Here is a 21530-nt window from a genome sequence, read left to right as displayed (position 1 = left end):
ATGGTGGCACCGCCTCGCACCGTTTCCGGTGCGTGGTCGGTGTCACCTTATTGGGTTAGGTTGCTGGGGTCAAGCCACCGCTCACAGCTGCAGGCTCTTGATCTCGACGAACTCCTCGAGGCCGAACGCGCCGCCCTCGCGGCCGTGTCCGGACTGCTTGAAGCCGCCGAACGGGGCGGCCCCGTTGAACCGGCCGCCGTTGACCTCGATCTGGGTCGCCCGCATCCGGCGCGCGACGCGCCGGGCACGGGCGGGGTCCGCAGACCAGACCGCGCCGGCGATCCCGTAGATCGTGCCGTTCGCGATCGCCAGGGCCTCCTCCTCGCCGTCGAACGGGATGATCGACAGCACCGGCCCGAAGATCTCCTCCTGGGCGACGGTCGCGGTCGGCGCGACGTCCGACAGGACCGTCGGGGCGACGAAGAAGCCCGGACCCGCGGGCGCCTCGGACGAGCCGGTGACCAGCTTCGCTCCCTCCTCGAGGCCCGTGCGCACGTAGTTCAGGATCTTGTCGCGCTGCGCGCCGGTGACCATGGGGCCAAGCTTGGTGGTGTCTGCGGTGGGGTCGCCGGGGACGTAGGCCTCAGCCGCCGCCTTCGCCAACTCCTCCGCCGCTCCCAGCCGGTCGCGCGGCACGAGCATCCGAGTCTGGGCGTTGCACGACTGGCCACCGTTCATGTAACAGGCCCGGACGGTGTGCGGGACGGCCTTGGCGAACTCCTCGTCGGACAGGTCGTCGAGCAGGACTGCGGCGCTCTTGCCGCCGAGCTCCAGCGACACGCGCTTCACCGTGCCCGCGGCGAGCTCCAGGATGCGCTTGCCCACGGCGTTCGAGCCGGTGAAGCTGACCATGTCGACGTCCGGGTGCACGGCCAGCGCCTCGCCGACGATCGGCCCGTACCCGTTGACCAGGTTGAACACGCCCGGCGGCAGACCGATCGCGTCGATCGCCCCGGCCAGCGCCTGCGCGGTCAGCGGGGCCACCTCGCTGGCCTTGACGACGACGGTACAGCCGGCGGCGAACGCGGCGCCGATCTTGGCGGTGATCTGGTGCAGCGGATAGTTCCACGGCGTGATGGCGCCGACGACGCCGACGGGCTCGCGCACGATCAGCGAGTTGCGCAGCGGCTCCTCCCACGGGAAGTCCGCCGCCGCGGCCGCCGCCTCCCGCAGGTCGACGATGCCGAGCCCGACCTGGGCCCAGCGGGCGGTGCGCCGCGGCGTGCCGACCTCGGCCACCACGATGTCGGTGAGCTCGTCCTGCCTGCGCTCCAGCTCGTCCGCCAGCCGGAAGACGATCTTGGCGCGCTCGCCCGGGTCCGTCGCGGCCCACCCCTCGAGGGCCCGGCGGGCCGCGGAGACCGCCACATCGACGTCCGCGGGCGAACCCGCGGGCACGTCGCCGATCCGCTCCTCGGTGGCCGGGTTGAGCACCTCGACCCGCTCGGTGCTCGCCGAGGCGGTCCACGCCCCGTCCACGTACAGATCGAAGGTCACGACGTGCACTCCCCCTCGTCGGGCAGGCTCGGGAAATGGCGGCGAAATCGACGCCGGCAACAGGGTCGCGGCGAATTCCGCGGCGACCGATCTTTACCTTACGGGTGTAGATAGAACGGTGTCAACCGTGCCGATCAGGCGATACCCCCACTGACCGGAAGCGTGTGCCCCGTGACCATCGCGGCGGCGGGCGAGCAGAGGTACACGACGGCGGCTGCCACCTCCTCGGGCACCACCGCCCGCTCCACGAACTGCCCGCTCGACACCTGCTCGGCGATCGCCTCCGGACTGAACCAGGCCTCGACGGTCGGGGTGAGGGTCAGCCCGGGCGCGACGGCGTTCACCCGGATCCCCTCCGCGGCGTACTGCTTGGCGGCGTACCGGGTCAGGTGCACGACCCCGGCCTTCGCTGCCGCGTAGGCCGGTGAGGCGGTGGTCTGCGGGCTCATCCCGGCGCTCGACGCCATGTTCACGATCGCCCCGCCGCCTCGGGCGAGCATCGCGGGGATCTCGTACTTCATCCCCAGCCACGCCGAGGTCAGCGACATGCCGAGGATCCAGTTCCACTTCTCGAGGGACGTGGTGGTGACGGTACGGCCGAGCTCGCCGCGCCCCACGTTGTTCAGCGCCAGATCGAGGCCGCCGAACTCGTCGACGACCCGGCCGACCATGGCCGCGACCTGCTCCTCGTCGGTGGCGTCCGTCCGTACGAAGAGGCTGCGGGCGCCCGCGGCGACCAGCTCCTTCGCCGTGGACTCACCGCGATCGGCGTCGAGGTCAGCGATCGCCACCGCCGCACCCGCCTCCGCCAACGCCCGGGCCGACGCCAGCCCGATACCCGAGGCTCCCCCCGTCACCAGCGCGATCTTCCCGTCCAGCACGCCCATGGGCCGGTCCTCTCCCCGCCGGGTCCACGACGGACCCCGGATGGGCGGCGAAGATACCTTACGCAAATAGGTGAAAGTAGTCCTCGACGCGTTCGTCGGTGCGCCATAATCCGCGCATGCCGCGGCCCGCCCAGCCCCTTCTGAGCTACCCGTCGATCGTATCGTCGGCGTTGGCGATCATCGACGAGGAGGGCCTGGAGGCGTTCAGCCTGAAGCGCCTCGCCCGCGAGATGAACGTGCAGGCGCCGTCGCTCTACTACCACTTCCCGGACAAGGCCTCGATCCTCGAGGCGGTCGCCCGGGCGATCGTGCTGGAGACGCCGCGACCCCGGGAGCGGAACCCGGACGACTGGATCGAGTACTTCGTCACCCAGAGCCTCAACTTCCGGCGGACCATCCTGCGGCACGCCAACGCCGCACCCGTGCTTCTCCAGTTCATGCCGCGGGACGTCTTCGCGCCCGTCTACGAGATCTCCGCGGCGTTCCTCTCCGAGGTCGGCGTGCCCGACCACCTGCAGGTTCTCGTGCTCGACGGTCTGGACCGCTTCACCCTGGGCGCCGCACTGACCGAGGCGATGAAACGCCCGGCGAACCGCAAGGAGATCTTCCCGGACGTCGACCCCGGGTCGGAGCCGGCGCTCACCCGGGCGATCGAGGCCAACGCGCTCGACCCCGAGACCCTGTGGGCCGAGTCGATCCGGACCTTCCTGCGCGGCATCGACGACCCGCGCCTCGGCCGCCGGCCCTGACGTCGACGGCGACCCTTGACACCCCTCTACCTACCATCGTAAGGTAAGTTTTCGTTCGGCTTTTCCGAGCCATTTCCGTGCGATACCTCGTCAATGCAGACAGGAGTGCGGACGAATGCCCTCGCGTCCCGATTCGCTGCGCGTCCGGCGCCACCCTCTCCTGCCCACCACCGGGAGAACCGCATGATCACCGACGGCGTCCGCTGGTGGGCGCGCAACAACCCCGACCGCCTCGCGATCGTCTTCGACGGCACGGACGAGGTGGACTACGCGACCCTCGACCGCTGGACCGACAACGCCGCCCATCGGCTCGCCGCGCTCGGCGTCGGCAACGGCGACCGTGTCGGATTCGTCGGCGCCAACAGTCTGGAGTGGATCGCCTCCGCGATCGGCGCCCTGAAGCTCGGCGCCGTCGCCGTTCCGTTCAACAACCGCTTCACGCCCACGGAGTTCCGCCACCAGCTCACCGACGCCGAGCCCGTCGCGGTGGTCGCCGACGAGGCGTCCCGCGAGCGGATGGCGGACGCGATCGGGGACGACCCGATCCGGCTGCTGCCGATGGAGTCCTTCGCCGAGCAGCGCACGGCGCCGCACACCCCGGTGCCGCCGCCCACGGTCGACCCGGACGACGTCGCGATCATCGTCTACACCAGCGGCACCACGTCGAAGCCCAAGGGCGTCACGCTCTCCCACCGCAGCTTCGTCAGCTTCCTCACCGAGTTCGCGGTGACCGAGCCCGTGATGCGTCCGGGCGGCCGGATGATCTTCGTGCTGTCCATGTCGGGGATGCCGGGCCTCCCGTGGCATGTCCTGCACCCGCTCACTCGCGGCATGACGCTGTTCTACGAGCGCGGCTTCGACGCCAAGGCGATGCTGCAGCGCATCAGCGAGCAGCGGGTCGAGGTGGTGTGCGGCGTGCCGCTGCTGTTCGAGCAGATGTCCGCGCTGCCCGAGTTCGCGGAGGCCGACCTCTCCTGCATCCAGCTGGCCACCGTGGCCGGTGCGCGTGTGTCTCCGGACAACCTGAAGGTCTGGCTGGACAAGGGCGTCGTGCTCCGGCAGTCCTACGGGATGACGGAGCTGCACGGCCTGTCGTCGATGAACCCCGTCGAGGAGGCGATCGCGCACCCGGAGGCGGTCGGTCGCGGCTCGGTCTTCACCCCGCACCGGGTCGTCCGGGCGGACGGCGCCGAGTGCGCGCCGGGTGAGGAGGGCGAGATCGTCGCGAAGGGCCCGTCGATCACGCCGGGGTACTGGCGGAACCCCGAGGCGACCGAGGCGGCGTGGCGGGACGGCTGGTTCCACACCGGCGACCTCGGCGTCGCCGACGAGACCGGACTGATCCGGATGGTCGACCGGATGAAGGACCTGATCATCTCCGGCGGGTACAACATCGCACCGTCGGAGATCGAGAACGTGATCGCCGGGCTGCCCGGGGTCGACGAGGTGTGCGTGGTCCCCGTGGCCGACGAGCGGTTCGGCGAGACCCCGGCGGCGGTAGTACACGGTCTCGACGCGCCCGACGGAGCGGCCGTCGTCGCCCACTGCACCGAGCACCTAGCGGGCTACAAGGTCCCCCGGTACGTGGTGCACGCCGCGGACCCGCTGCCGCGCATGGCGAGCGGCAAGATCGCGCGCCGCGAGATCCGGGAGCTCTACGCCGACGTCCCCGCCACGCACGCCAAGGTCCGATGAGTGAGCGTGCGAGCGAATCATCGACGCAGAGCACCGCGCTCCGGTCCCCCACTGCCCTGGAGGGGATCACGCCGGAGTGGCTGACCGGGATCCTCGCGCGCACCACCCCGGGCGTCGAGGTCGCCGAGGTGGCGGTCGACTCGGTCGTGTGGGGCACGGCCACCAAGGTGATGCTGCGCGTCGGGTACACGCAGAACCCGCAGGGCGGCCCGCCGGAGGCGTTGTGCCTCAAGGGCGGATTCGACGACGCCATGCGCGCCCTCGGGCACCGCGGCTACCGGGCGGAGGCCCGCTTCTACGCCGACATCGCCCCCGCGCTCGGCGACGTCGTGCCTCGCTGCTGGGGCACCGAGGTCGACGACGAGGGCGAGCAGGGCCTCGTCGTGCTCGACGACCTGCGCGAGCCGGGTGTCGCGTTCGGCCGACCGCAGGACCGCTACACCCCCGACCAGGTCGCGGCCGCGCTGGAGCTGCTGGCGGACATGCACGGGCGCAGCTGGGACCGCACCGGCCCCGGCGCCACGCCCTGGCTCGTCGTCGGCTCGCCGCAGTACCGGACCGTCGTCACGGGCTTCCTGTCCGAGGCCCACTGGACGGCGGCTCTGGAGCGGCCCACCACCGACTGCTTCACCCCCGCGATGCGCGATCGCCGGCGTGTGGAGCGGGCGATGCACCAGCTCTGGGAGATTGACGACGCGGGCGTCCAGTCCCTCGCGCACGGTGACCCGCACATCGGCAACACGTACCTGGTCGACGGCGCGATCCGCTTCCTCGACTGGCAGGTCGCCTGCCTCGGCCCGTGGTCGGACGACACGGCGTACTTCCTGGTGGGCGCCCTCGACGTCGAGACCCGCCGGGCCTGCGAACGCGACCTGCTGCGGACCTACCTGGCGGCGCTCGCCGCGACCGGTGCCCCCGCCCCCACCTTCGACGAGGCCTGGGCGGCCTACCGCCGCCACCACCTGCACGGCCTGCTGTTCGCCGTGTGCCCGCCCGAGAAGCAGGGCGAGGAGGTCTGCCGGCTGATGGGCGAGCGCTACGCCGCGGCCGTCGCCGACCACGACACCCTGGCCGCCCTCGGCCAGTGACCACGCGCCCCTCATGGGCGCGCGAGGAGGAGGACCGATGAAGTCCAGAGCAGCTCTGCTCATGGAGGTACCCGGTAAGTGGGAGGTCGTCGAGGTCGACGTCGACGAGCCCCGCGCGAACGAGGTGCTGGTCCGGTACGTCGCCACCGGCCTCTGCCACTCCGACGAGCACCACGCGACCGGCGACAACGCGACCCAGGTCCTGCCCTACTGCGGCGGCCACGAGGGAGCGGGCGTCGTCGAGGAGGTCGGCCCGGGCGTCACCATGCTGAAGCCCGGCGACCACGTCGTCACGGCGTTCATCCCCGGCTGCGGGCGCTGCCGCTGGTGCGCGGGCGGGATGCAGAACCTGTGCGACCTCGGTGCGCTGATTCCGAAGGGCGCCATGCTCGACGGCACCTACCGGATGCACCTCGACGGCCGGGATGTCGCCCAGGCCGCGTTCGTCGGGACGTTCTCGCAGTACAGCGTGGTGCCCGAGCTGTGCTGCGTCCCGATCGGAAAGGACATCCCGCTGCAGACCGCGGCGCTCGTCGGCTGCGGTGTTCCCACCGGATGGGGCTCGGCCGTCAACGCGGGCGGCGTGGAGCCGGGGAACGTCGTGATCGTGATGGGCACCGGGGGTCTGGGGATCAACGCGGTGCAGGGCGCGAAGCACGCCGGTGCGGTCCGGATCATCGCCGCCGACCCGCTTCCCTTCCGCCGGTCCAGCGCGCTGCAGTTCGGGGCCACCGACGCGGTCGAGTCGATCGAGGAGGCCGCGGACCTCGCCCGGTCGCTCACCAACGGCCAGGGCGCGGACGTCGCCGTCGTGACCACGAGCGTGCTGAAGGGCGAGCACATCGCCCAGGCCTTCGACGCCGTCCGCAAGGACGGCACGGTGGTCGCCACCGCGGTCCCCGGACGGGCACCGAGCCCGATCCCCCTGGACCTCGCTCAGCTCTCGGCCTACCAGAAGCGGATCCAGGGCTGCCTCTACGGCGCGTGGTCCCCGACGAAGGCGGTCCCCGCCCTGCTCGACCTGTACCGCGCCGGGCATCTCAAGCTCGACGAGCTGATCAGCCGCACCTTCACCCTCGACGAGATCAACGACGGCTACGCGGCGATGTACGAGGGCAGCACGCTGCGCAGCGTCGTCGTGCATTCCGGCTGAGTCCACTCCACCCGACGGGAGCATCCCTTGCGCTTCGGCCTGTTCATGCCGCCGTACCACAACCCCCGCCGCAGCCCTGCCGTCGCGATCGAGCAGGACCTGCGGCACATCGAGGCCCTCGACCGCCTCGGCTACGCCCAGGTCTGGTTCGGCGAGCACCACAGCGGCGGGTTCGAGTACACCCCCTCACCCGAGTTGATGATCGCCGCGGCCGCCCAGCGGACCTCCCGGATCGAGCTGTGCAGCGGTGTGATCTCGCTGCCGTACCACCATCCGCTGATGGTGGCGGACCGGATCGCGTTCCTCGACCACATGACGCGCGGCCGCATCCGGATCGGGTTCGGTCCTGGCGCGCTCGTCGCGGACTCGCAGATGATGGGCATGGACTACGACCTGCTCCGGCCGCGGATGGAGGAGGCGCTCGACGCGATCATCGAGCTGCTCGGGACCTCCGGCCCCGTCCACCGCAAGACGGACTGGTTCACCCTCGACGACGCCCGGCTGCAGCTCCAGGGCTACCGGCCCGGTGGGATCCCGCTCGCCGTCGCCGCAGCCATGTCGCCGTCGGGGCCGAAGCTGGCGGGCCGGCACGGGCTGGGGCTGCTGTCCGTCGGCGGAACCTCGGCCGCCGCCGCGGAGCTGCTGGCGAAGACCTGGGGGATCACGGAGGCCGAGGCAGCCGCGCACGGGCAGACCGTGAGGCGGGACGACTGGGCGATCGTCGGGAACGTGCACCTCGCCGAGTCGGACGAGCAGGCGCTCGAGGACACCCGGTTCGGGCTGGCGGACTTCATGGCGTACCGGCACGTCACGACCCCGATGCAGATGATCGCACCGGGCGAGGAGGTCTCCCACGAGGAGCTGGTGCGCCGGGTCAACGAGTCCGGGTACGGCTGTATCGGCGGGCCGGACCGGGTGGCCGACTACGTCCGCGGGCTCGTCGAGCTGACCAGCGGCTTCGGCACCTTCCTGCTCACCGCCCACGACTGGGCGGACACCGCCGCGACGACCCGTCAGTACGAGCTGTTCGCCGACGAGATCATGCCCCGCTTCACCGGCACCACCGACTCCCTGAACCGCTCCTACGCGTGGACCGCGGAGCGCAAGGACGGCTTCAGCGAGCGCTTCCACGCCGGCATCCGCAAGGCCCAGGCGGACTACGCCGCCGGGCGAGGCGGCTCCGCCGGCTGACCCGGACGCCCCCCACCACAGAAAGGCGACGCCAGTGCCCACCCGTCTCGAGGACGTCCCCGCCGAGCTGATCACCGACTTCGACATCACCGACCCGGCGCTGGCCGATCCCCACGACGCGCTCGCCGTGCTGCAGGAGAAGACGCCGGTCGCCTGGTCCCCGCTGCACGGCGGGCACTGGATCGTCACCCGCTATGACGACGTCCACGCGGTCGTCCGGGACTGGGAGACCTTCTCCAACACACAGAACCAGGTCCCCGTGGTCGCGCCGGTGCCGGCGATCCCGCTGCAGATCGACCCGCCCGAGCACAAGCTGTACCGGCAGATCCTCAACCCGCTCTTCAACCCGGGCCGGATGCGCGCGCTGGAGGAGGCGATCCGGCACACCACCACGTCGCTGATCGACGGCTTCGCCGGGCGCGGGCGCTGCGACGTCGTGCAGGAGCTGGCGCACCCGCTGACGATGGCCACGTTCGTCTCCCTGATGGGCTGGCCGCTCGACGACGGCGAGCGCTTCACCGAGTGGACCGAGGCGATCCTCGTCGGGAAACCCGGTGCCCCGGCGGAGGAGGACGCGGCGTTCCGCCAGAAGGCCAACGAGGAGGTCTTCGCCTACTTCACCGGCGTGATCGCCGACCGCCGCGGCGGCGACGGCCAGGACCCGACCTCGCAGATCGTCGACGCGGAGTTCGAGGGCCGTCCGCTGACGGACGACGAGCTGCTCCGGATGTTCTGGCTGCTGATGCTCGGCGGGCTGCACACCGTGCGCGGTGTGCTGGGCCTGGGGCTCATCCATCTCGTTCGCAACCCGCAGGAGCGGCAGCGGCTGCTCGACGACCCGTCCCTGCTGGGCGGCACCGTCGAGGAGCTGCTCCGGGTCGAGGCACCGGTGGCCGCCGGCCGGGTCGTCACCCGCGAGACGACGCTGCAGGGGGTGACCCTGCAGCCCGGCGACATGGTGCTGGTCATGCTGTCCGCGGCCAACCGGGACCCGCGGGAGTTCCCCGCGCCCGACGAGCTGCGCATCGACCGGACCCCGAACCGGCACCTCGCGTTCAGCGGCGGCCCGCACCGCTGCGTCGGCTCGCACCTCGCCCGCATCGAGCTCTCGGTCGCCCTCGCGGAGATCCTCCGCCGGATCCCGGACTTCGAGCTGGACCCCGAGCACACGCCCGAGCTGCACCACAGCCAGGTGCGAGGGATCAACTCGCTGCGCATCCGGTTCACCCCGGAGACGTCCTGACCCCTGTCGAGATCGTAGGGTTCCGCTGGCAACAGGGGTTCTCGGCGGAGAGCGGGGTGACCGGCGCTGGCGCACCTTCGGCGCACTGCTGGCCGACGGGGCTCTGGGGTGGGACGTATTCCTGGCCGAATCGGTGACGCCGGACGACGTGGTGACCCAGATCGACGGCGACTGCATCTCGGACGTCCTCTTCACCTCCGGGACCACCGGCCGTCCCAAGGGCGTGCTCACCACACACGCCCAGAACCTGCGCGGCTACTTCGACTTCTCCCGCCTCGCCGGGTTCCGGGACGGCGGCCGCTACGCCATCGTCAGCCCCTTCTTCCACGCGTTCGGCTACGACGATGATCCCGACCGGAGCCTGAGCTCCGGCTCAGTCCCCCAGGTCCGCCGCCAACTCGCGGTGCAGGTGCTGGCAGGACTGCTCGTTGCGGCCGTAGAGGAAGGTGCCGTGCGGGTGGGCCTCGGCGTTCTGCTGGATGGTCAGCTCCATCGGCCAGTCCTCCTGGACGGCGGCCTCCTCGAGGATCTCCCAGCTCCGCATGATCCGGCGCTCGATGCGCTCGTCGCGCTTCTCCGGACGGACCAGGAAGCGGATCTGCGTGGTGGAGCGGCCCGCGGTCCCGGTGTCCGGCCAGACCGTCCAGAACTCGACGTGGTCCGGCGTGGAGATGACCATCGAGTTCGGGTAGAGGAACAGGTTGCTGCCCATGTACCGGAAGCTCGCGTCGGTCGGCTCGCCGGCGCGGGCGGCGTCGCCCATCCGCGTGCGCGGGCTGAAGGACTGCCCGTGCCGCCCGTACTGCCGCCACACGCTGGTGTTCGTCTCGATCAGCTTGCCGACGCCGGTGGGGTGCAGGAACTTCGGGTGCAGGACGTCGATCGCGCCGTCCAGGACGATCTTCCAGTTGATGTCCAGGGTGAAGGACCTGTCGAGGAAGATCTCCGCGCCGTCGAGGCCGAACGGGGCCAGCTGCGCGTCCACCTCCGGGCCGAGCCAGTCGTCGATGTCCCAGTCCTGCCGGCCGGACAGGTCCGCGAAGAGGAACCCGTGCCGCTCCTCGACGCGGATGGTGTGCAGGCCGTGCCGGTCCTTGTCGACGTGGGTGTAGAAGTCGTCGTAGGGGACCCCGCGCAGCCCGCCGTCCTCCCGGCTGTAGCTCCAGCCGTGGTAGTGGCAGGTGAAGTAGCGCTGCTTCCCGCAGGGCGCGTCCGCGACCCGGCCGCCGCGGTGCCGGCAGATGTTGAGGTAGCCGCCGACCGTCCCGTCCGACTTCCGGACGACGAGCAGCGGGATGCCCAGCACCTCACGGGTGACGAAGCTGCCGCGCTCGGCGATCTCCGACCCGTGTCCGATGATCACCGGGAGTCGGGCCATCAGCTCGCGCTCCTTCGCGGCCCGCTCCTCGCTGACGAAGTGCGCGATCGGCACGCGGAGGTCCGTCGGCGACATCTCCGTCGTGCCGGCCTTGAGGTGCTCGGTGAGCAGGTCGGCGACGTCGCTGTTCAGCAGGCTCATGTCCGGTTCCCCCGGGTGGTGGTGAGCGGCACCGCGTCGGGCGGCACCTCGGGATAGGCCGCGCGGATCTCGCGCTTGAGGATCTTGCCGCCGAGCGTGCGCGGCAGCGGGGCGCCGGTTCCGACGATCCACTTCGGACGGCGGTAGTCGGCCAGGACCGTGCCGACGTGCGATCGCAGCTCGTCGACGTCGACCCGGTCCAGGTCCGGCACGACGAGCATCGGGACCTCGCCCCAGCGCTCGTGCGGGACCCCGACGACCGCGCACTCCTCCAGCCCGGGCCGCCCGGCCAGCACGGTCTCGATCTCCGCCGGGTACACGTTGAGCCCGCCGGAGATCAGCATGTCCTTGGCCCGGTCCACCAGGGTGAGGAAGCCGTGCTCGTCGAGCCGGCCGATGTCGCCGGTGTGCAGCCAGCCACCCGCGAGGGTCTCGGCGGTCGCCTCCGGACGCTTCCAGTACCCCGTCATCACCGACGGGCCACGCAGGAGGATCTGGCCGGGCTCGCCGACCGGGACGTCCCGGTCGGCGGAGTCGACGACCCGGATCTCGTGGTGCATGATCACGCGCCCGACCGACCCGACGTGGTCCGCGGCCTCGTCCTCGTAGAGCAGGGTGGCGTAGCCGCCGGCGAACTCGGTCTGCCCGTAGCCCTGGCGCATGCCGACGCCGAGCCGCTGCCAGGCGCGGATCACCTCGATCGCCATCGGCGCGCCCGCGCCGACCCCGGCGCGCAACGCGGACAGGTCGGCGTCGGCGAGCTGTGGGAGCGCGAGCACTCCCTCCCACACCACCGGCACGGCCGAGCACACGGTGATCCGCTCGCGTTCGAGCAGCTCCAGGATCTGCGGCGGGTCGAACGTGCCCTGCACGATCGCCGGGGCGCCGGTGGTCACCGACTCGCGCAGGTAGCTCGACGAGCCGCCCGTGAAGGCCAGCGGCACGATGATGAGGACGCGGTCCCTCCAGGTCAGCGCGTCCGCGACGGCCCGGGCGTTCCCGTTGGCGACGATCGCCCGGTGCGGCAGCATGGCGCCCTTGGGCACGCCGGTGGTGCCGGAGGTGTAGGCGAGCAGCGCCGTCTCCTCCGGGTGCGGACGACGGGCCGGCGGCCGCTCGCCGGTCAGCCGGAGGTCGTCGAGCGGGGTGCAGCCCTCCACCGGTTCCGTGGTGAGCACGGTGAGACCGAGCACCGCGGTGCGGGCGTCGGCGAGCACCGGGACGAGCGCGGGCTCGGTGACGACCATGCGGCTGCCGGCGTCGACGACCGGGTGCACCATCTCGGCCGCGGTGAACCGGACGTTGAGCAGCTCGACGGCCGCACCGACGCGGAACGCGGCGTGCATCGCCTCGACGAACTGGACCTTGTTGGTCATGAGGATGCCGAACACGTCACCCGGACGCAGCCCGGCCCGGTACAGGCCGGCGGCCAGCTCGTCCGCGGCGCGGTCCAGCTCGGCCCAGGTGTACTCGCGCTCGGCGAACCGGACGGCGAGGTGGTCGGGCAGCCGACGCGCCCAGAAGCGCAGCAGCTCGGAGAAGTGGCCGCTCACGACCCGAGCACCTCCTCCGTGTGCTGCCCCAGCTCGGGGGCGAGCTCCGGGGCGAACTCCTCCCCCACGACGCGGACCGGGCTGGCGGCGAAGCGGTAGCCGCCCTTCTCGTAGGTGGTGGCCCGCGCCCGGAAGTGGGGGTCGTCGAGCAGCTCCTCGACGGTGTTGACCGGCCCGCCGGCGACGTCGTGGGCGAGGAACAGGTCGGTCCACTCCTGCTTGGTACGCGTCCGGAACAAGGCGTCGAGCTCGCGCCACACCTGCAGGGCGCGCTCCTCGCTCCCCTCGTCCACGGTCGACAGGTCGATGTCCAGCAGGTCCGGGCGACCCACGGCCGCGCAGAGGGCCCGCCAGAACTTGGGGTGGTGCGAGCCGAGGACGATCGCGCCGCCGTCCTTCGTGGCGTAGGCGTCGAGCAGCGGCCAGTCCGGCAGCCTGCCGTCCGGCGTCCAGCACGGGCGCGCGTAGGTGCGGTCGGCGTTCAACGCGGCGTCGATCCTGTCCGGCATCCACGCCGTGGCCACGTCGATACTGCTGACCTGCAGTCGCGCGCCGACACCGGTCTCGCGGGCCCGCAGCACCGCGGCCAGGATCGCCATCGCCCCGTACGCACCGACGGCGTACATGGCCTGCGGGACCTCGGCCGAGCCGCCCATGACCCCGGGCGGCGACGGGTGGTCGGTGTCGACCGTGCGCATGCCCGCGTAGGCGTCGAACCACATGCCGCCGGTCGCAAGGTCGCGGTACGGCCCCTCGGCGCCGGTGCCGGACACCTCGCACAGCACGGTCTGCGGGCGCACCTCGCGCAGCGCGTCCCAGCCGAGGCCGAGCCGCTCCAGATGGCCGTGCCGGGTGCCCTCGACCACCGCGTCGGCGGTCGCGGCGAGCCGCAGGAACGCCTGCCGCCCCTCCTCGGACCGCAGGTCCAGGGCCACGCTGCGCTTCCCCCGGTTCCACCGCAGGTGCATGAAGCCGGGGCCGTCCGGGGAGCCGACGGCGCGGGCCCCGTTGTGCCGTACGCCCTCGCCCGTGCCGGTCTCCACCTTGACCACGTCCGCCCCCAGGTCGGCGAGGTGGCCGCCGACGGACGACGGCGCGAGCTGTGCGACCTCGAGGATCCGCACGCCCGCCAGCAGGGAGTAACCGCTCACGTCCCTCGACTCCATCGTCGACGCCTCCAGGTCCGGGATGCGTCGACCGTGGCACATGAGACATTATTCGTCAAGCGTCTCATTTCGCAGACCTGGCCTAGACTCACCGCCATGGCGAGCCCACGCGCGAGCACGACCGAGGAGCCGGCAGGCATGCAGGCGCAGCTGCTCGACGCCGCGGAGGAGTGCTTCGAGCGCTTCGGGATCGCCAAGACGACGATGGAGGACGTGGCGAAGGCCGGCGGCGTCTCGCGCGCCACCGTGTACCGGTACTTCGCGGACCGGGAGGCGCTGGTCCTGGCCTCGATCACCCGTCGGGCGCGCCTGAACATCCCGCGCGCCCAGGCGCACATCCGGCGCTTCCCGAGCTTCGGGGAGAAGCTGGTGGAGGGCCTGATCTACAACGTCGACCGCGGCCACAAGGACCCGGTGGTACAGCTGCTCGTCACGGGCGACCAGCCGGGTCTGGCCGCGCGGATCCTCGGCGGGGAGGGCGTGTCCCACCAGCTGACCTATGAGCTGTGGGAACCGATCCTGCAGGCGGCACAGCAGAACGGCGAGATGCGGGCCGAGCTGGACCTGCACGAGGCCGCCCGGTGGCTGGCCCGCATCACCACGATGATGGTGTCGCAGGAGGAGGGCATGCGCCTCGCGCCGGACGAGCTCCGGCGCGAGCTGCGCACGTTCCTGGTGCCCGCGTTCCTCGCGTGAGGATCAGGCGAGCAGCTTCCGCAGCTCGCGGTGGAAGATCTGGTTCACGACCTCGTTGCGGCCCAGCACCATCCCGCCCGCGTTCGCGCTGACGAGCCCGGTCTGGGCGGCCCGCAGCAGGGGGAAGTCCTCCTGGTGCAGCACGGCGAGCAGGATCTTCCAGTTCTTGTCCCAGACCTCCTCCCACTTCTCCTTCGTCATGCCGCTGGCCTCGAGGCTGGGCACGAGCAGCCGCATCTCCATGCGGCAGCGCCCCGGGTCGGTGGGGTGCGGACGGAAGGTGAGCAGCTCGAAGTGGTCGTCGGGCTGGCGGAGCAGGGTGCTGTTGGGCAGCAGGAAGTGCCCGTCGATGACGTACCGGCCGAGGTCGCGGTCGCCGGGGTCCTCCTCCAGCCAGCGGTCGATCTTCTTGCGGGGCGAGAGCATGCGCGCGTGCCGGCCGAAGTCCTCGACGACCTGCACGTTCGTGTGCACGTGCTTGCCCGCAGTGTTAGGGTGCGCGTACTGGATGTGGTAGTTGTCCGTGAACGCGTCCTGCATGAGCTTCCAGTTGGCGGGCTCGTCGAAGCCCTCGGACCGGACGGCCAGCAGGTCCTGCAGCCGGTAGCCGGCCAGGATGTCGTCGACCTCCGGACCCAGCCACGAGGCGACGTCGATCTCGGCTCCGCTGTCCACGGCGTCGTCGACCATCCAGATCAGACCGTGCCGCTCCTCGGTCGGGAGCTCGATCAGCCCGAACCGCGTCCGGTCGATCTCGCCGAACGTGTTGTCCCGGGTGATCGCCCGCAACGAGCCGTCCGTGTCGTACGACCAGCGGTGGTAGCCGCACGAGAACAACCGGCAGCGGCCCTTCTCCTGCTCCTCCAGCAACGCCCCGCGGTGCCGGCACAGGTTCACGAACGACTTCACCGAGCCGTCCTTCTGCCGCACCACGATCACCTTGTTCCGCGGCATCTGCAGCGTGAGGAAGTCCCCCGGCTTCGGCAGCTCGGTCGCGTGGGCCACGATCGACGGCACCCGGCCGAAGACGAGGTCGCGCTCCCGCTGGGCGATGCCCGGGTCGCGGTACTGCTCAGGACCGAACGGGACGACCGAGTCGAACTCCTCGGTGGTGTCGTTGCGCAGGTGGTCCAGAGCCCGCCGGATCCGGTCCCCTCGAGGCGCAGCTGTCATGGCGACCCCCTCGTCGACGTTTATCTACTACATCTAGGTTTACACCACCGAGGGCTCCAGTGGAAGCCGGAGCGGGCGCACCTCGACGGGGATCCCGGTCAGCCGGGCCATGTTCGACTCCGGCTCGTAGCTGCCCGGCCCGTGCGGCATCAGCCGGTTGACGTTCACCCCGGGGCGCTCGCGGGACAGCCGCAGTCCCGGCTGGAGCCCCCAGCCGTGCTCCATCGCGACGACGCCCTCCCGCAGCCCGGGATCGAGAGCGACGGTCGCCCGGACCTCGCCCCACGCCGAGCGCACGACAGCCTCGTCGCCCGGGGACAGTCCGAGCCGCGTCGCGTCGTCGGGGTTGAGGGTGAGCGGATTGCGGTCCCGCGGCCCGCGCTTCATCTCGGGCACGTTCGCGTACCAGGAGTTCTGCGCCTTGGCGTCCCGCCGGGAGATCAGCTTGAGCTGGTCCGGTTTCTCGGTCGCGAGCTCGGCGAAGATCCGGGCGCACCGCGCGATCGCGGCGTCGAAGGCCGCCGGGCGGCAGTCCACGCGGCCGTCGGTGGTCTGGATGTGTCGGGCGAACAGGGACCCCGGTTCGGCGTCGCCGACGGGAAGCCCGTGCGAGCGGGACGTCACCTGCTCGCGGGTCAGGCCACCCGCGGCCAGCATGTGGTCGACGCGGGACCAGCGCGCGGTCTCGGGGTCCTCGGCGTCGAGCACGGACGGAAGCCCCATCTCCTGGGCGATCCGGGCGAGGATCCACCACTCCTCGCGCCGCTCGTGCCGCGGCGGGACGACGGCGGGCGTCCACTGCACGAACGTGCTGGCCGCCATGCCGAGGGTCGCGACGTTGACGTCGGCCCGCTCGTACATGTCGGCGGCCGGCAGCAGCCAGTCCGCGTACTCGCCCGTCGCGTTCGGGTAGAGGTCGATCACGACGAGCAGCTCGAGCGCCTCGAAGGCCTTCCGCAGCCGCTCCTCGCCCGGGATCGTGAGCAGCGGGTTCCCCGCGATCACGACGAGGGCGCGGATCGGCTGCTCGGCGTCGAGGACGTAGTCGGCCAGCAGCGCGCCGGGCAGGTGCCCGCGGCGCATCGGGCCGAACTCGCCGTCGACGACGTCGCGCGCCAGGTCGCCACGGGCCTTCCGGGCCGCCGGGTAGACCTCGCGGCCGGGGATGTTGCCGCCCTCCCGGTCCAGGTTGCCGGTGACCAGCACCAGCATGGTCATCAGCCAGTACGCGAGCATGCCCTGCCGGCCCATGTTGACGCCGGTGGACATGTGCGCGGCCGCGCGCGGGGCGGCGGCGAAGTCGCGGGCGATCCCGCGGATCCGGTCCGCCGGGACTCCGCAGACCTCGGCGACCCGCTCGGGCGGGTAGTCCGCGACGAAGGCGCGCAGCTCGTCGAGGTGCGCCCCCTGCTCGTCGGCGACGGGATCGAACCCGCACGTGCGGTCGATCTCGTGGATCAGTGCGGCGAGGAGGTAGACGTCCGTGTCCGGCTTGATCGGCACGGTCTCGCCGGTCCGCGGACCTGCGGTCTCGGTGTCCCGCGGGTTGACGAACCAGATGCGGGCGCCCCGCGCGGCGGCGTCGGCGAGCTCGCGGTAGGCGTTGGGCACGACGAGGAAGCTGCCCTTGCTCACCCGCCAGTTCGAGCCGAGCAGCAGCAGCGCCTCGGTCCGCCGCAGGTCCGGGAGGGCATGCAGGGCGGAGGTACCGAACATCGCCGTGGCGGCCGCGAACTTGTTGCTGCAGTCCTGTGTGGCCGAGTTGAACACGCGGGTGACGCCGAGGCGCGCGAACAGCTCCGGTGTGCCGATGCCGATCTGCGAGTTGAAGCTGGCGGGGTTGCCCATGTAGAGCCCGATGCTCTCCGGGCCGTACTCGTCGAGGAGCGAGGTGAGGGTGGCGGCGATCCCGCCGACGGCGTCGTCCCAGGACCTCACCTCCGCCTCGCCGTCGAAGCGGTGCAGGGGATGGTCAAGGCGGTCGGGGTCGGCGTGGATCGCCGCGCCGGCCATGCCCTTCCGGCAGGCGAAGCCGCGGGAGACGGGGTGGTCGCGGTCCGGCTCCAGGGCGACCAGCTCGCCGTCGCGCACGGTGGCGACGAGGCCGCACGCCGGTTCACACACCCGGCAGTAGGTGGCCGTGCGTCGCTCTCCGGACATCCCCGCCCCCTCCGCGTCGAGAAATCTAAAGGTAATAGGCAGCGTGGCGCGCGACAAGTGCGGGGCGGGATCGCGGATAATGGTCCGCATGCCACGCCCGGCGAAGCCGCTGATCAGGTACGACTCGGTGATCGAGATTTCCCTGCGGATCATCGACACCGAGGGCCTCGACGCCTTCAGCCTCCCGCGGCTGGCGCGCGAGCTGAACGTCCGCGCGCCCTCGCTCTACCACCACTTCCAGGACAAGGCCGAGATCCTCCGGGCGGTCGCGCGGGCGATCGTGCTCGAGGCGAAGTGGCCGGACGAGCAGAGCGTGCCGAACTGGGTGGAGTGGTTCGTGCGGCTGAGCCTCGACTTCCGCAGCGCGGTGCTGCGGCACCGGAACGCCGCCCCCGTCCTGCTGCAGTTCATGCCCCGGGACGTCCTCACCCGCACCTACGACACCAGCGCGCGCCTGCTCGCGGAGCTCGGCGTGCCGCCCGAGCAGCGTGTGCTGATCCTCGACGGCATGGACAAGCTCACGGTCGCGGCCGCCATCACCGAGGCGGTCAAGGGCCCGGACGAGCGGGGCCGGGCGTTCGCGAACGTCGACCCCACGACCGAGCCGACGCTGGCCGAGGCCGCAGAGCTCAACCCACGGTCCGTCGAGGACCTGTTCGCGGAGTCCATCCGCTGCTTCCTGCGCGGCGCGCTCCCGTACATCGACGTGGACGCCCCGGCACCCAGCCGCGCGGCGATCGCCGTCCCCGGACCCGGGACGTCCGCCGCATCGTGAACTCAAGCCATCAGGCAGCGGCCGCATCGGCGGTGCCGCGACCCGCACGGTCGCACCGGATCGATGGCTGAACTCGCGGGGACCTGACCACTCGCGAGGACCAGCCGGTGACGCGCCTCAGCTGGTGACGAGCGAGGCCGAGATCCCGGCCAGGTAGAGCCGCACCGATCGTTCCAGCAGCGCCTCGCCCTCCGCTCCGCCGGACTCGATCGCCTCGACGAGGTACGGGTACCGCTCGCGCTCCACGCCCTGCGGGATGTGGGTACGGCCGTGCACCGCGTCGCCGGCGTCGGCGAAGGCCATGCCGAACACGAGCTTCTCCAGCCCGCGCATGATCACCCAGCGGTCCCCGGCCGGCACCCCACCCTCGGCCAGGACCCGGGCACCCCGCTCGTGCGAGGGCATGATCACCGTGTTCGGGAAGTAGGCGTAGAGCAGGCCCGCGGCACGCGGATGGTCGAGGAGCAGGCGGTAGGTGCCGAGGCAGAGCGCCACGAACCACTCCTGCCACTCCCCCGGCGCCGGGACCGGCGCGAGACGCACCGAGGACAGCAGCGCCCGCGAGGCCTCGGTGAGCAGGTCGGAGCGGTTGGCGAAGTGGTGGTAGAGCGAGGGGCTGCGCACACCCATCTCGCGGGCCAGCTTCTCCAGCGAGAAGCTCTCGTAGCCCTGCTCGTCGATGAGCCGCAGCGCGGCCGCGACGGCGGCGGCGCGGGAGATCAGCGGCTGCTTCGGACGGGGCATCACCGCAGCCTAGACGGCCGCGCGGCGGGGATTGTCGAAGGAACGGAAGATCACCTCGCCCGAGTCGGTGTCCACGATGGCGTAACCGACCTGATCGCCGCGGGCGGGCTGGTCGCTCATCCCGACCGACCCGGGATTGACGATCAGTGTGGGGCCCACCCGTCGGGCCATGGGCAGGTGCGTGTGTCCGAGGACCACGAGGTCGGCGTCGAGCTCACCGGCGCGCTCGAACTCCGGGCTCTCCGGATCGAGGTAGCGGGCGTAGGGCGGGAAGGGGCTGCCGTGCACCATCAACAGGCGCATCCCGCCGATGGTGCACCGCAGCTCGGTGGGCGCCGCCTCGACGTACGCCAGTTCGGCCCGGGAGACCCGCGGCGACTCGCGGGCGCGGGTCCCACCCGGGCCGAGGAAGGACAGCTCGTGGTTGCCGAGCACGTAGAGCGCCTCCGCCTCGCGCATCGCCCGGACGATGTCGTTCGAGAACCGGTGGTCCGAGAAGGCGTCCCCGGCGACGAGCAGTGCGTCCGCCTCGGCGGCGAGCTCACCGAGCGCACGGTCGAACGCCGCGGCGTTGCCGTGCACGTCGGCGACGATGCCCATTTTCACGTCGGCAGGGCTTCACGCCACCGGTTGCGCCGGCGCCGCCAGCTCGGGGTGTGCCTCCCGGATCTGCCGGCGCGCGATCTTGCCGCTCGCCATCCGGATCAGCGGCTGCTGCTGCACCACGACGTGCCGGGGCACCTTGTACCCGGCCAACCGCTCCCGGCAGAACGCCGTGACCGCCTCCGGTTCGAGGTGCGCCTCGGCATACACGATCGCCGCCGGCGTCTCGCCGAACTTGGGATCGTCGGCCGAGATGACGCACACCTCGACGACCTCGGGGATCTCGGCGATCACCGCCTCGATCTCGGACGGGGCGACGTTGTAGCCGCCGGTGATGATGATGTCCTTGAGCCGGTCGACCACCCGGATGTAGCCCTCCGCGTCCTTGATCCCGACGTCGCCGCTGTGGAACCAGCCCTCCCGCATGGCGTCGGCGTAGGCCTTCTCGTTGCGCCAGTAGCCGGGCGTGACGCCGGGGCCGGCCACGATGATCTCGCCGGGTTCCTCCGGGTCGCAGTCCGTCCCGTCGGGCCGGACCACCCGGTGCCGGGTGAAGACCGTGCCCCGGCCGATCGACTCGGGCCGGGAGACGGCCTGGTCGGCCGGGTTCAGCGTGGAGATCCCGCCGAGCTCGGTCATGCCGTAGGCCTGCCGCAGCAGCACGCCCTTGTCCAGCCACGCCCGGATCGTGCCGACCGAGGCCCGGGCCCCGGCGATCGTGACCAGCTCCAACGACGACAGGTCGGCCGCGGCGAACGCGGGCTGCTTCGCCATCTGCTCGAACAGCACCGGTACGCCGCACATGATCTGGATCTTCTCGCCGGCGAGCCGCCGCAGGGCGGTCGGTGCGTCGAAGCCCTTCTCGTAGTACATCGACACGCCGCGCGTCAGCGGGTGCAGGAAGTGCCAGAGCAGCCCGGGTGCGCCGGACATCGACAGCAGGTAGATCATCCGCGCGCCCGGCCGGATCGCGGGCTCGGCGAAGGCGAAGTCCGCGATCAGGTTGAACGTGCTGCGGTGCGTGAAGATCACGCCCTTGGGCCTGCTGCTGGTGCCGCTGGTGTAGATGATCTGCGTGACGTCGTCCGGCCCCGCCGTCGGCCGCGGCACCGGGGCCGGGTCCGTGTCCCGCAGACCAGTGAACTCCGACAGCCCGAGCAGGCTCACCGACGTGCCCCCGAGGGCGGCGGCGATCCGCTCCCGGTGGGCCTCGTCGGCGAGCACCACCCGTGGCTCCGAGTCCTCGACGAGGTAACGCAGCTCGTCGCTGGTGAACCGGTTGTTGAGCGGGACGACGATCGCGCCCAGCTTCAACGCCCCGATCCCGGCGACCACCCACTCCAGGGCGTTGTCGCCGATGATCGCGACCCGGTCCCCGGGCACGACGCCGCAGGCCGCGTGGAAGTGCGCCGCGGCGTCCGTCCAGCGGTCCAGCGTGCGGTAGTCGACGACGTCCGTGCCGTCGAAGACGATCGCCGGCCGCTCCGGCGCGGCCGCCGCCCAGTAGCCGAGACCGTCGGTCACCAGCTCCGTCATCGGGTCTCCGTAAGGTTGTTGATGTTCGGGACGAGGTGTTCCGGACGCCCGCGACGGCAGGGTGTGGCTGATCGGTTCTTGTCGTTGGTGGCTTCTGAGGAG

18 protein-coding genes and 1 pseudogene are annotated in these 21530 nt (G+C 71.5%); 9 read left to right on the top strand and 10 right to left on the bottom strand.

What is annotated here, in order from left to right; genetic code table 11:
- Nucleotides 1-81: 81 nt before the first annotated feature.
- Together PKE99_RS24610 and PKE99_RS24605 are read right to left on the bottom strand one after the other, a co-directional pair.
- Nucleotides 82-1497 carry an aldehyde dehydrogenase family protein gene (locus tag PKE99_RS24610; protein WP_037050119.1) on the bottom strand — a complete coding sequence of 472 codons (1416 nt, stop codon included), beginning with the start codon at nt 1495-1497 and terminating at the stop codon, nt 82-84.
- A 134-nt stretch (nt 1498-1631) separates the two neighbouring features.
- Nucleotides 1632-2384: an SDR family NAD(P)-dependent oxidoreductase gene (locus PKE99_RS24605; protein WP_037049844.1), complete on the bottom strand. Its 753-nt coding sequence runs from the start codon at nt 2382-2384 to the stop codon at nt 1632-1634.
- A 116-nt stretch (nt 2385-2500) separates the two neighbouring features.
- On the opposite strand from PKE99_RS24605, the gene PKE99_RS24600 reads away from it, so the two are divergent.
- The 7 genes and pseudogenes from PKE99_RS24600 to PKE99_RS39055 form a co-directional block, all read left to right on the top strand.
- Entirely contained in the window at nt 2501-3133 is a 633-nt protein-coding gene (locus PKE99_RS24600; protein WP_037049842.1) for a TetR family transcriptional regulator, read from the top strand.
- A gap of 183 nt (nt 3134-3316) precedes the next feature.
- A complete protein-coding gene (locus PKE99_RS24595) occupies nt 3317-4828 on the top strand; it encodes a class I adenylate-forming enzyme family protein (RefSeq protein WP_037049839.1) in 1512 nt (503 codons plus the stop codon).
- Nucleotides 4825-5916 carry a protein kinase family protein gene (locus tag PKE99_RS24590; protein ID WP_051737900.1) on the top strand — a complete coding sequence of 364 codons (1092 nt, stop codon included), beginning with the start codon at nt 4825-4827 and terminating at the stop codon, nt 5914-5916. The genes PKE99_RS24595 and PKE99_RS24590 overlap by 4 nt, the downstream gene beginning before the upstream one ends.
- 37 nt (nt 5917-5953) lie before the next feature.
- Nucleotides 5954-7069, top strand: coding sequence for an NDMA-dependent alcohol dehydrogenase (locus tag PKE99_RS24585; protein WP_037049836.1), 1116 nt, complete (start codon nt 5954-5956; stop codon nt 7067-7069).
- A gap of 27 nt (nt 7070-7096) precedes the next feature.
- Nucleotides 7097-8260: an LLM class flavin-dependent oxidoreductase gene (locus PKE99_RS24580; RefSeq protein WP_197040767.1), complete on the top strand. Its 1164-nt coding sequence runs from the start codon at nt 7097-7099 to the stop codon at nt 8258-8260.
- A 34-nt stretch (nt 8261-8294) separates the two neighbouring features.
- Complete coding sequence (locus PKE99_RS24575) at nt 8295-9503, top strand: cytochrome P450 (RefSeq protein WP_037049834.1); 1209 nt, start codon at nt 8295-8297, stop codon at nt 9501-9503.
- Nucleotides 9504-9636: 133 nt separating this feature from the next.
- Nucleotides 9637-9831: pseudogene (locus tag PKE99_RS39055) on the top strand (AMP-binding protein); the annotation flags it as partial.
- A 45-nt stretch (nt 9832-9876) separates the two neighbouring features.
- Here PKE99_RS39055 and PKE99_RS24570 read toward each other — a convergent pair.
- Genes PKE99_RS24570 through PKE99_RS24560 form a run of 3 tightly spaced genes read right to left on the bottom strand, consistent with a single transcriptional unit; the run spans nt 9877 to nt 13726 of the window.
- Complete coding sequence (locus PKE99_RS24570) at nt 9877-11022, bottom strand: aromatic ring-hydroxylating oxygenase subunit alpha (protein WP_037049832.1); 1146 nt, start codon at nt 11020-11022, stop codon at nt 9877-9879.
- A complete protein-coding gene (locus tag PKE99_RS24565) occupies nt 11019-12575 on the bottom strand; it encodes a class I adenylate-forming enzyme family protein (protein ID WP_037049830.1) in 1557 nt (518 codons plus the stop codon). The genes PKE99_RS24570 and PKE99_RS24565 overlap by 4 nt, the downstream gene beginning before the upstream one ends.
- Nucleotides 12572-13726, bottom strand: a complete 1155-nt coding sequence (locus PKE99_RS24560; RefSeq protein ID WP_037050113.1) for a CaiB/BaiF CoA transferase family protein — start codon at nt 13724-13726, stop codon at nt 12572-12574. Before PKE99_RS24560 ends, PKE99_RS24565 begins: the two co-directional genes overlap by 4 nt.
- 111 nt (nt 13727-13837) lie before the next feature.
- On the opposite strand from PKE99_RS24560, the gene PKE99_RS24555 reads away from it, so the two are divergent.
- Complete coding sequence (locus PKE99_RS24555; protein ID WP_037049829.1) at nt 13838-14437, top strand: TetR/AcrR family transcriptional regulator; 600 nt, start codon at nt 13838-13840, stop codon at nt 14435-14437.
- Between the two features lie 3 nt (nt 14438-14440).
- Here PKE99_RS24555 and PKE99_RS24550 read toward each other — a convergent pair whose 3' ends face one another.
- Nucleotides 14441-15610 carry an aromatic ring-hydroxylating oxygenase subunit alpha gene (locus tag PKE99_RS24550; RefSeq protein WP_037049826.1) on the bottom strand — a complete coding sequence of 390 codons (1170 nt, stop codon included), beginning with the start codon at nt 15608-15610 and terminating at the stop codon, nt 14441-14443.
- Between the two features lie 39 nt (nt 15611-15649).
- On the bottom strand, nt 15650-17923 hold the full coding sequence (locus PKE99_RS24545; RefSeq protein WP_156067846.1) for a molybdopterin-containing oxidoreductase family protein: 2274 nt from the start codon (nt 17921-17923) through the stop codon (nt 15650-15652).
- Between PKE99_RS24545 and PKE99_RS24540 the strand changes: the two genes are divergently transcribed.
- Nucleotides 17898-18545 (top strand): TetR/AcrR family transcriptional regulator, encoded by a 648-nt coding sequence (locus PKE99_RS24540; protein WP_231498336.1) that lies wholly within the window; start codon nt 17898-17900, stop codon nt 18543-18545. The two genes, PKE99_RS24545 and PKE99_RS24540, sit on opposite strands and share 26 nt — an antisense overlap.
- A gap of 117 nt (nt 18546-18662) precedes the next feature.
- On the opposite strand, the gene PKE99_RS24535 is transcribed toward PKE99_RS24540, so the two are convergent.
- Genes PKE99_RS24535 through PKE99_RS24525 form a run of 3 tightly spaced genes read right to left on the bottom strand, consistent with a single transcriptional unit; the run spans nt 18663 to nt 21428 of the window.
- Entirely contained in the window at nt 18663-19289 is a 627-nt protein-coding gene (locus PKE99_RS24535) for a TetR/AcrR family transcriptional regulator (protein ID WP_156067844.1), read from the bottom strand.
- Between the two features lie 9 nt (nt 19290-19298).
- Nucleotides 19299-19889, bottom strand: a complete 591-nt coding sequence (locus tag PKE99_RS24530; RefSeq protein ID WP_051737898.1) for a metallophosphoesterase family protein — start codon at nt 19887-19889, stop codon at nt 19299-19301.
- Nucleotides 19890-19907: 18 nt separating this feature from the next.
- The gene (locus PKE99_RS24525; protein ID WP_037049822.1) at nt 19908-21428 is read right to left on the bottom strand and encodes a class I adenylate-forming enzyme family protein; all 1521 of its coding nucleotides are present in this window, start codon (nt 21426-21428) and stop codon (nt 19908-19910) included.
- Nucleotides 21429-21530: the final 102 nt, after the last annotated feature.

The sequence above is a fragment of the Pseudonocardia halophobica genome (genome assembly GCF_027922425.1).
Taxonomy (GTDB): domain Bacteria; phylum Actinomycetota; class Actinomycetes; order Mycobacteriales; family Pseudonocardiaceae; genus Pseudonocardia; species Pseudonocardia halophobica.
Note: the sequence above shows the minus strand (reverse complement) of the source record. Positions and strands in the feature narration are given on the sequence as shown.

Excerpts from the sequence above, each read along its gene's own strand:
- PKE99_RS24605 (WP_037049844.1), bottom strand. The coding sequence starts at position 2,384 with ATGGGCGTGCTGGACGGGAAGATCGCGCTGGTGACGGGGGGAGCCTCG.
- PKE99_RS24600 (WP_037049842.1), top strand. The coding sequence starts at position 2,501 with ATGCCGCGGCCCGCCCAGCCCCTTCTGAGCTACCCGTCGATCGTATCG.
- PKE99_RS24595 (WP_037049839.1), top strand. The coding sequence starts at position 3,317 with ATGATCACCGACGGCGTCCGCTGGTGGGCGCGCAACAACCCCGACCGC.
- PKE99_RS24590 (WP_051737900.1), top strand. The coding sequence starts at position 4,825 with ATGAGTGAGCGTGCGAGCGAATCATCGACGCAGAGCACCGCGCTCCGG.
- PKE99_RS24585 (WP_037049836.1), top strand. The coding sequence starts at position 5,954 with ATGAAGTCCAGAGCAGCTCTGCTCATGGAGGTACCCGGTAAGTGGGAG.
- PKE99_RS24570 (WP_037049832.1), bottom strand. The coding sequence starts at position 11,022 with ATGAGCCTGCTGAACAGCGACGTCGCCGACCTGCTCACCGAGCACCTC.
- PKE99_RS24555 (WP_037049829.1), top strand. The coding sequence starts at position 13,838 with ATGGCGAGCCCACGCGCGAGCACGACCGAGGAGCCGGCAGGCATGCAG.
- PKE99_RS24550 (WP_037049826.1), bottom strand. The coding sequence starts at position 15,610 with ATGACAGCTGCGCCTCGAGGGGACCGGATCCGGCGGGCTCTGGACCAC.
- PKE99_RS24545 (WP_156067846.1), bottom strand. The coding sequence starts at position 17,923 with ATGATCCGCAGGGAAATCTCGATCACCGAGTCGTACCTGATCAGCGGC.
- PKE99_RS24535 (WP_156067844.1), bottom strand. The coding sequence starts at position 19,289 with ATGCCCCGTCCGAAGCAGCCGCTGATCTCCCGCGCCGCCGCCGTCGCG.
- PKE99_RS24530 (WP_051737898.1), bottom strand. The coding sequence starts at position 19,889 with ATGGGCATCGTCGCCGACGTGCACGGCAACGCCGCGGCGTTCGACCGT.
- PKE99_RS24525 (WP_037049822.1), bottom strand. The coding sequence starts at position 21,428 with ATGACGGAGCTGGTGACCGACGGTCTCGGCTACTGGGCGGCGGCCGCG.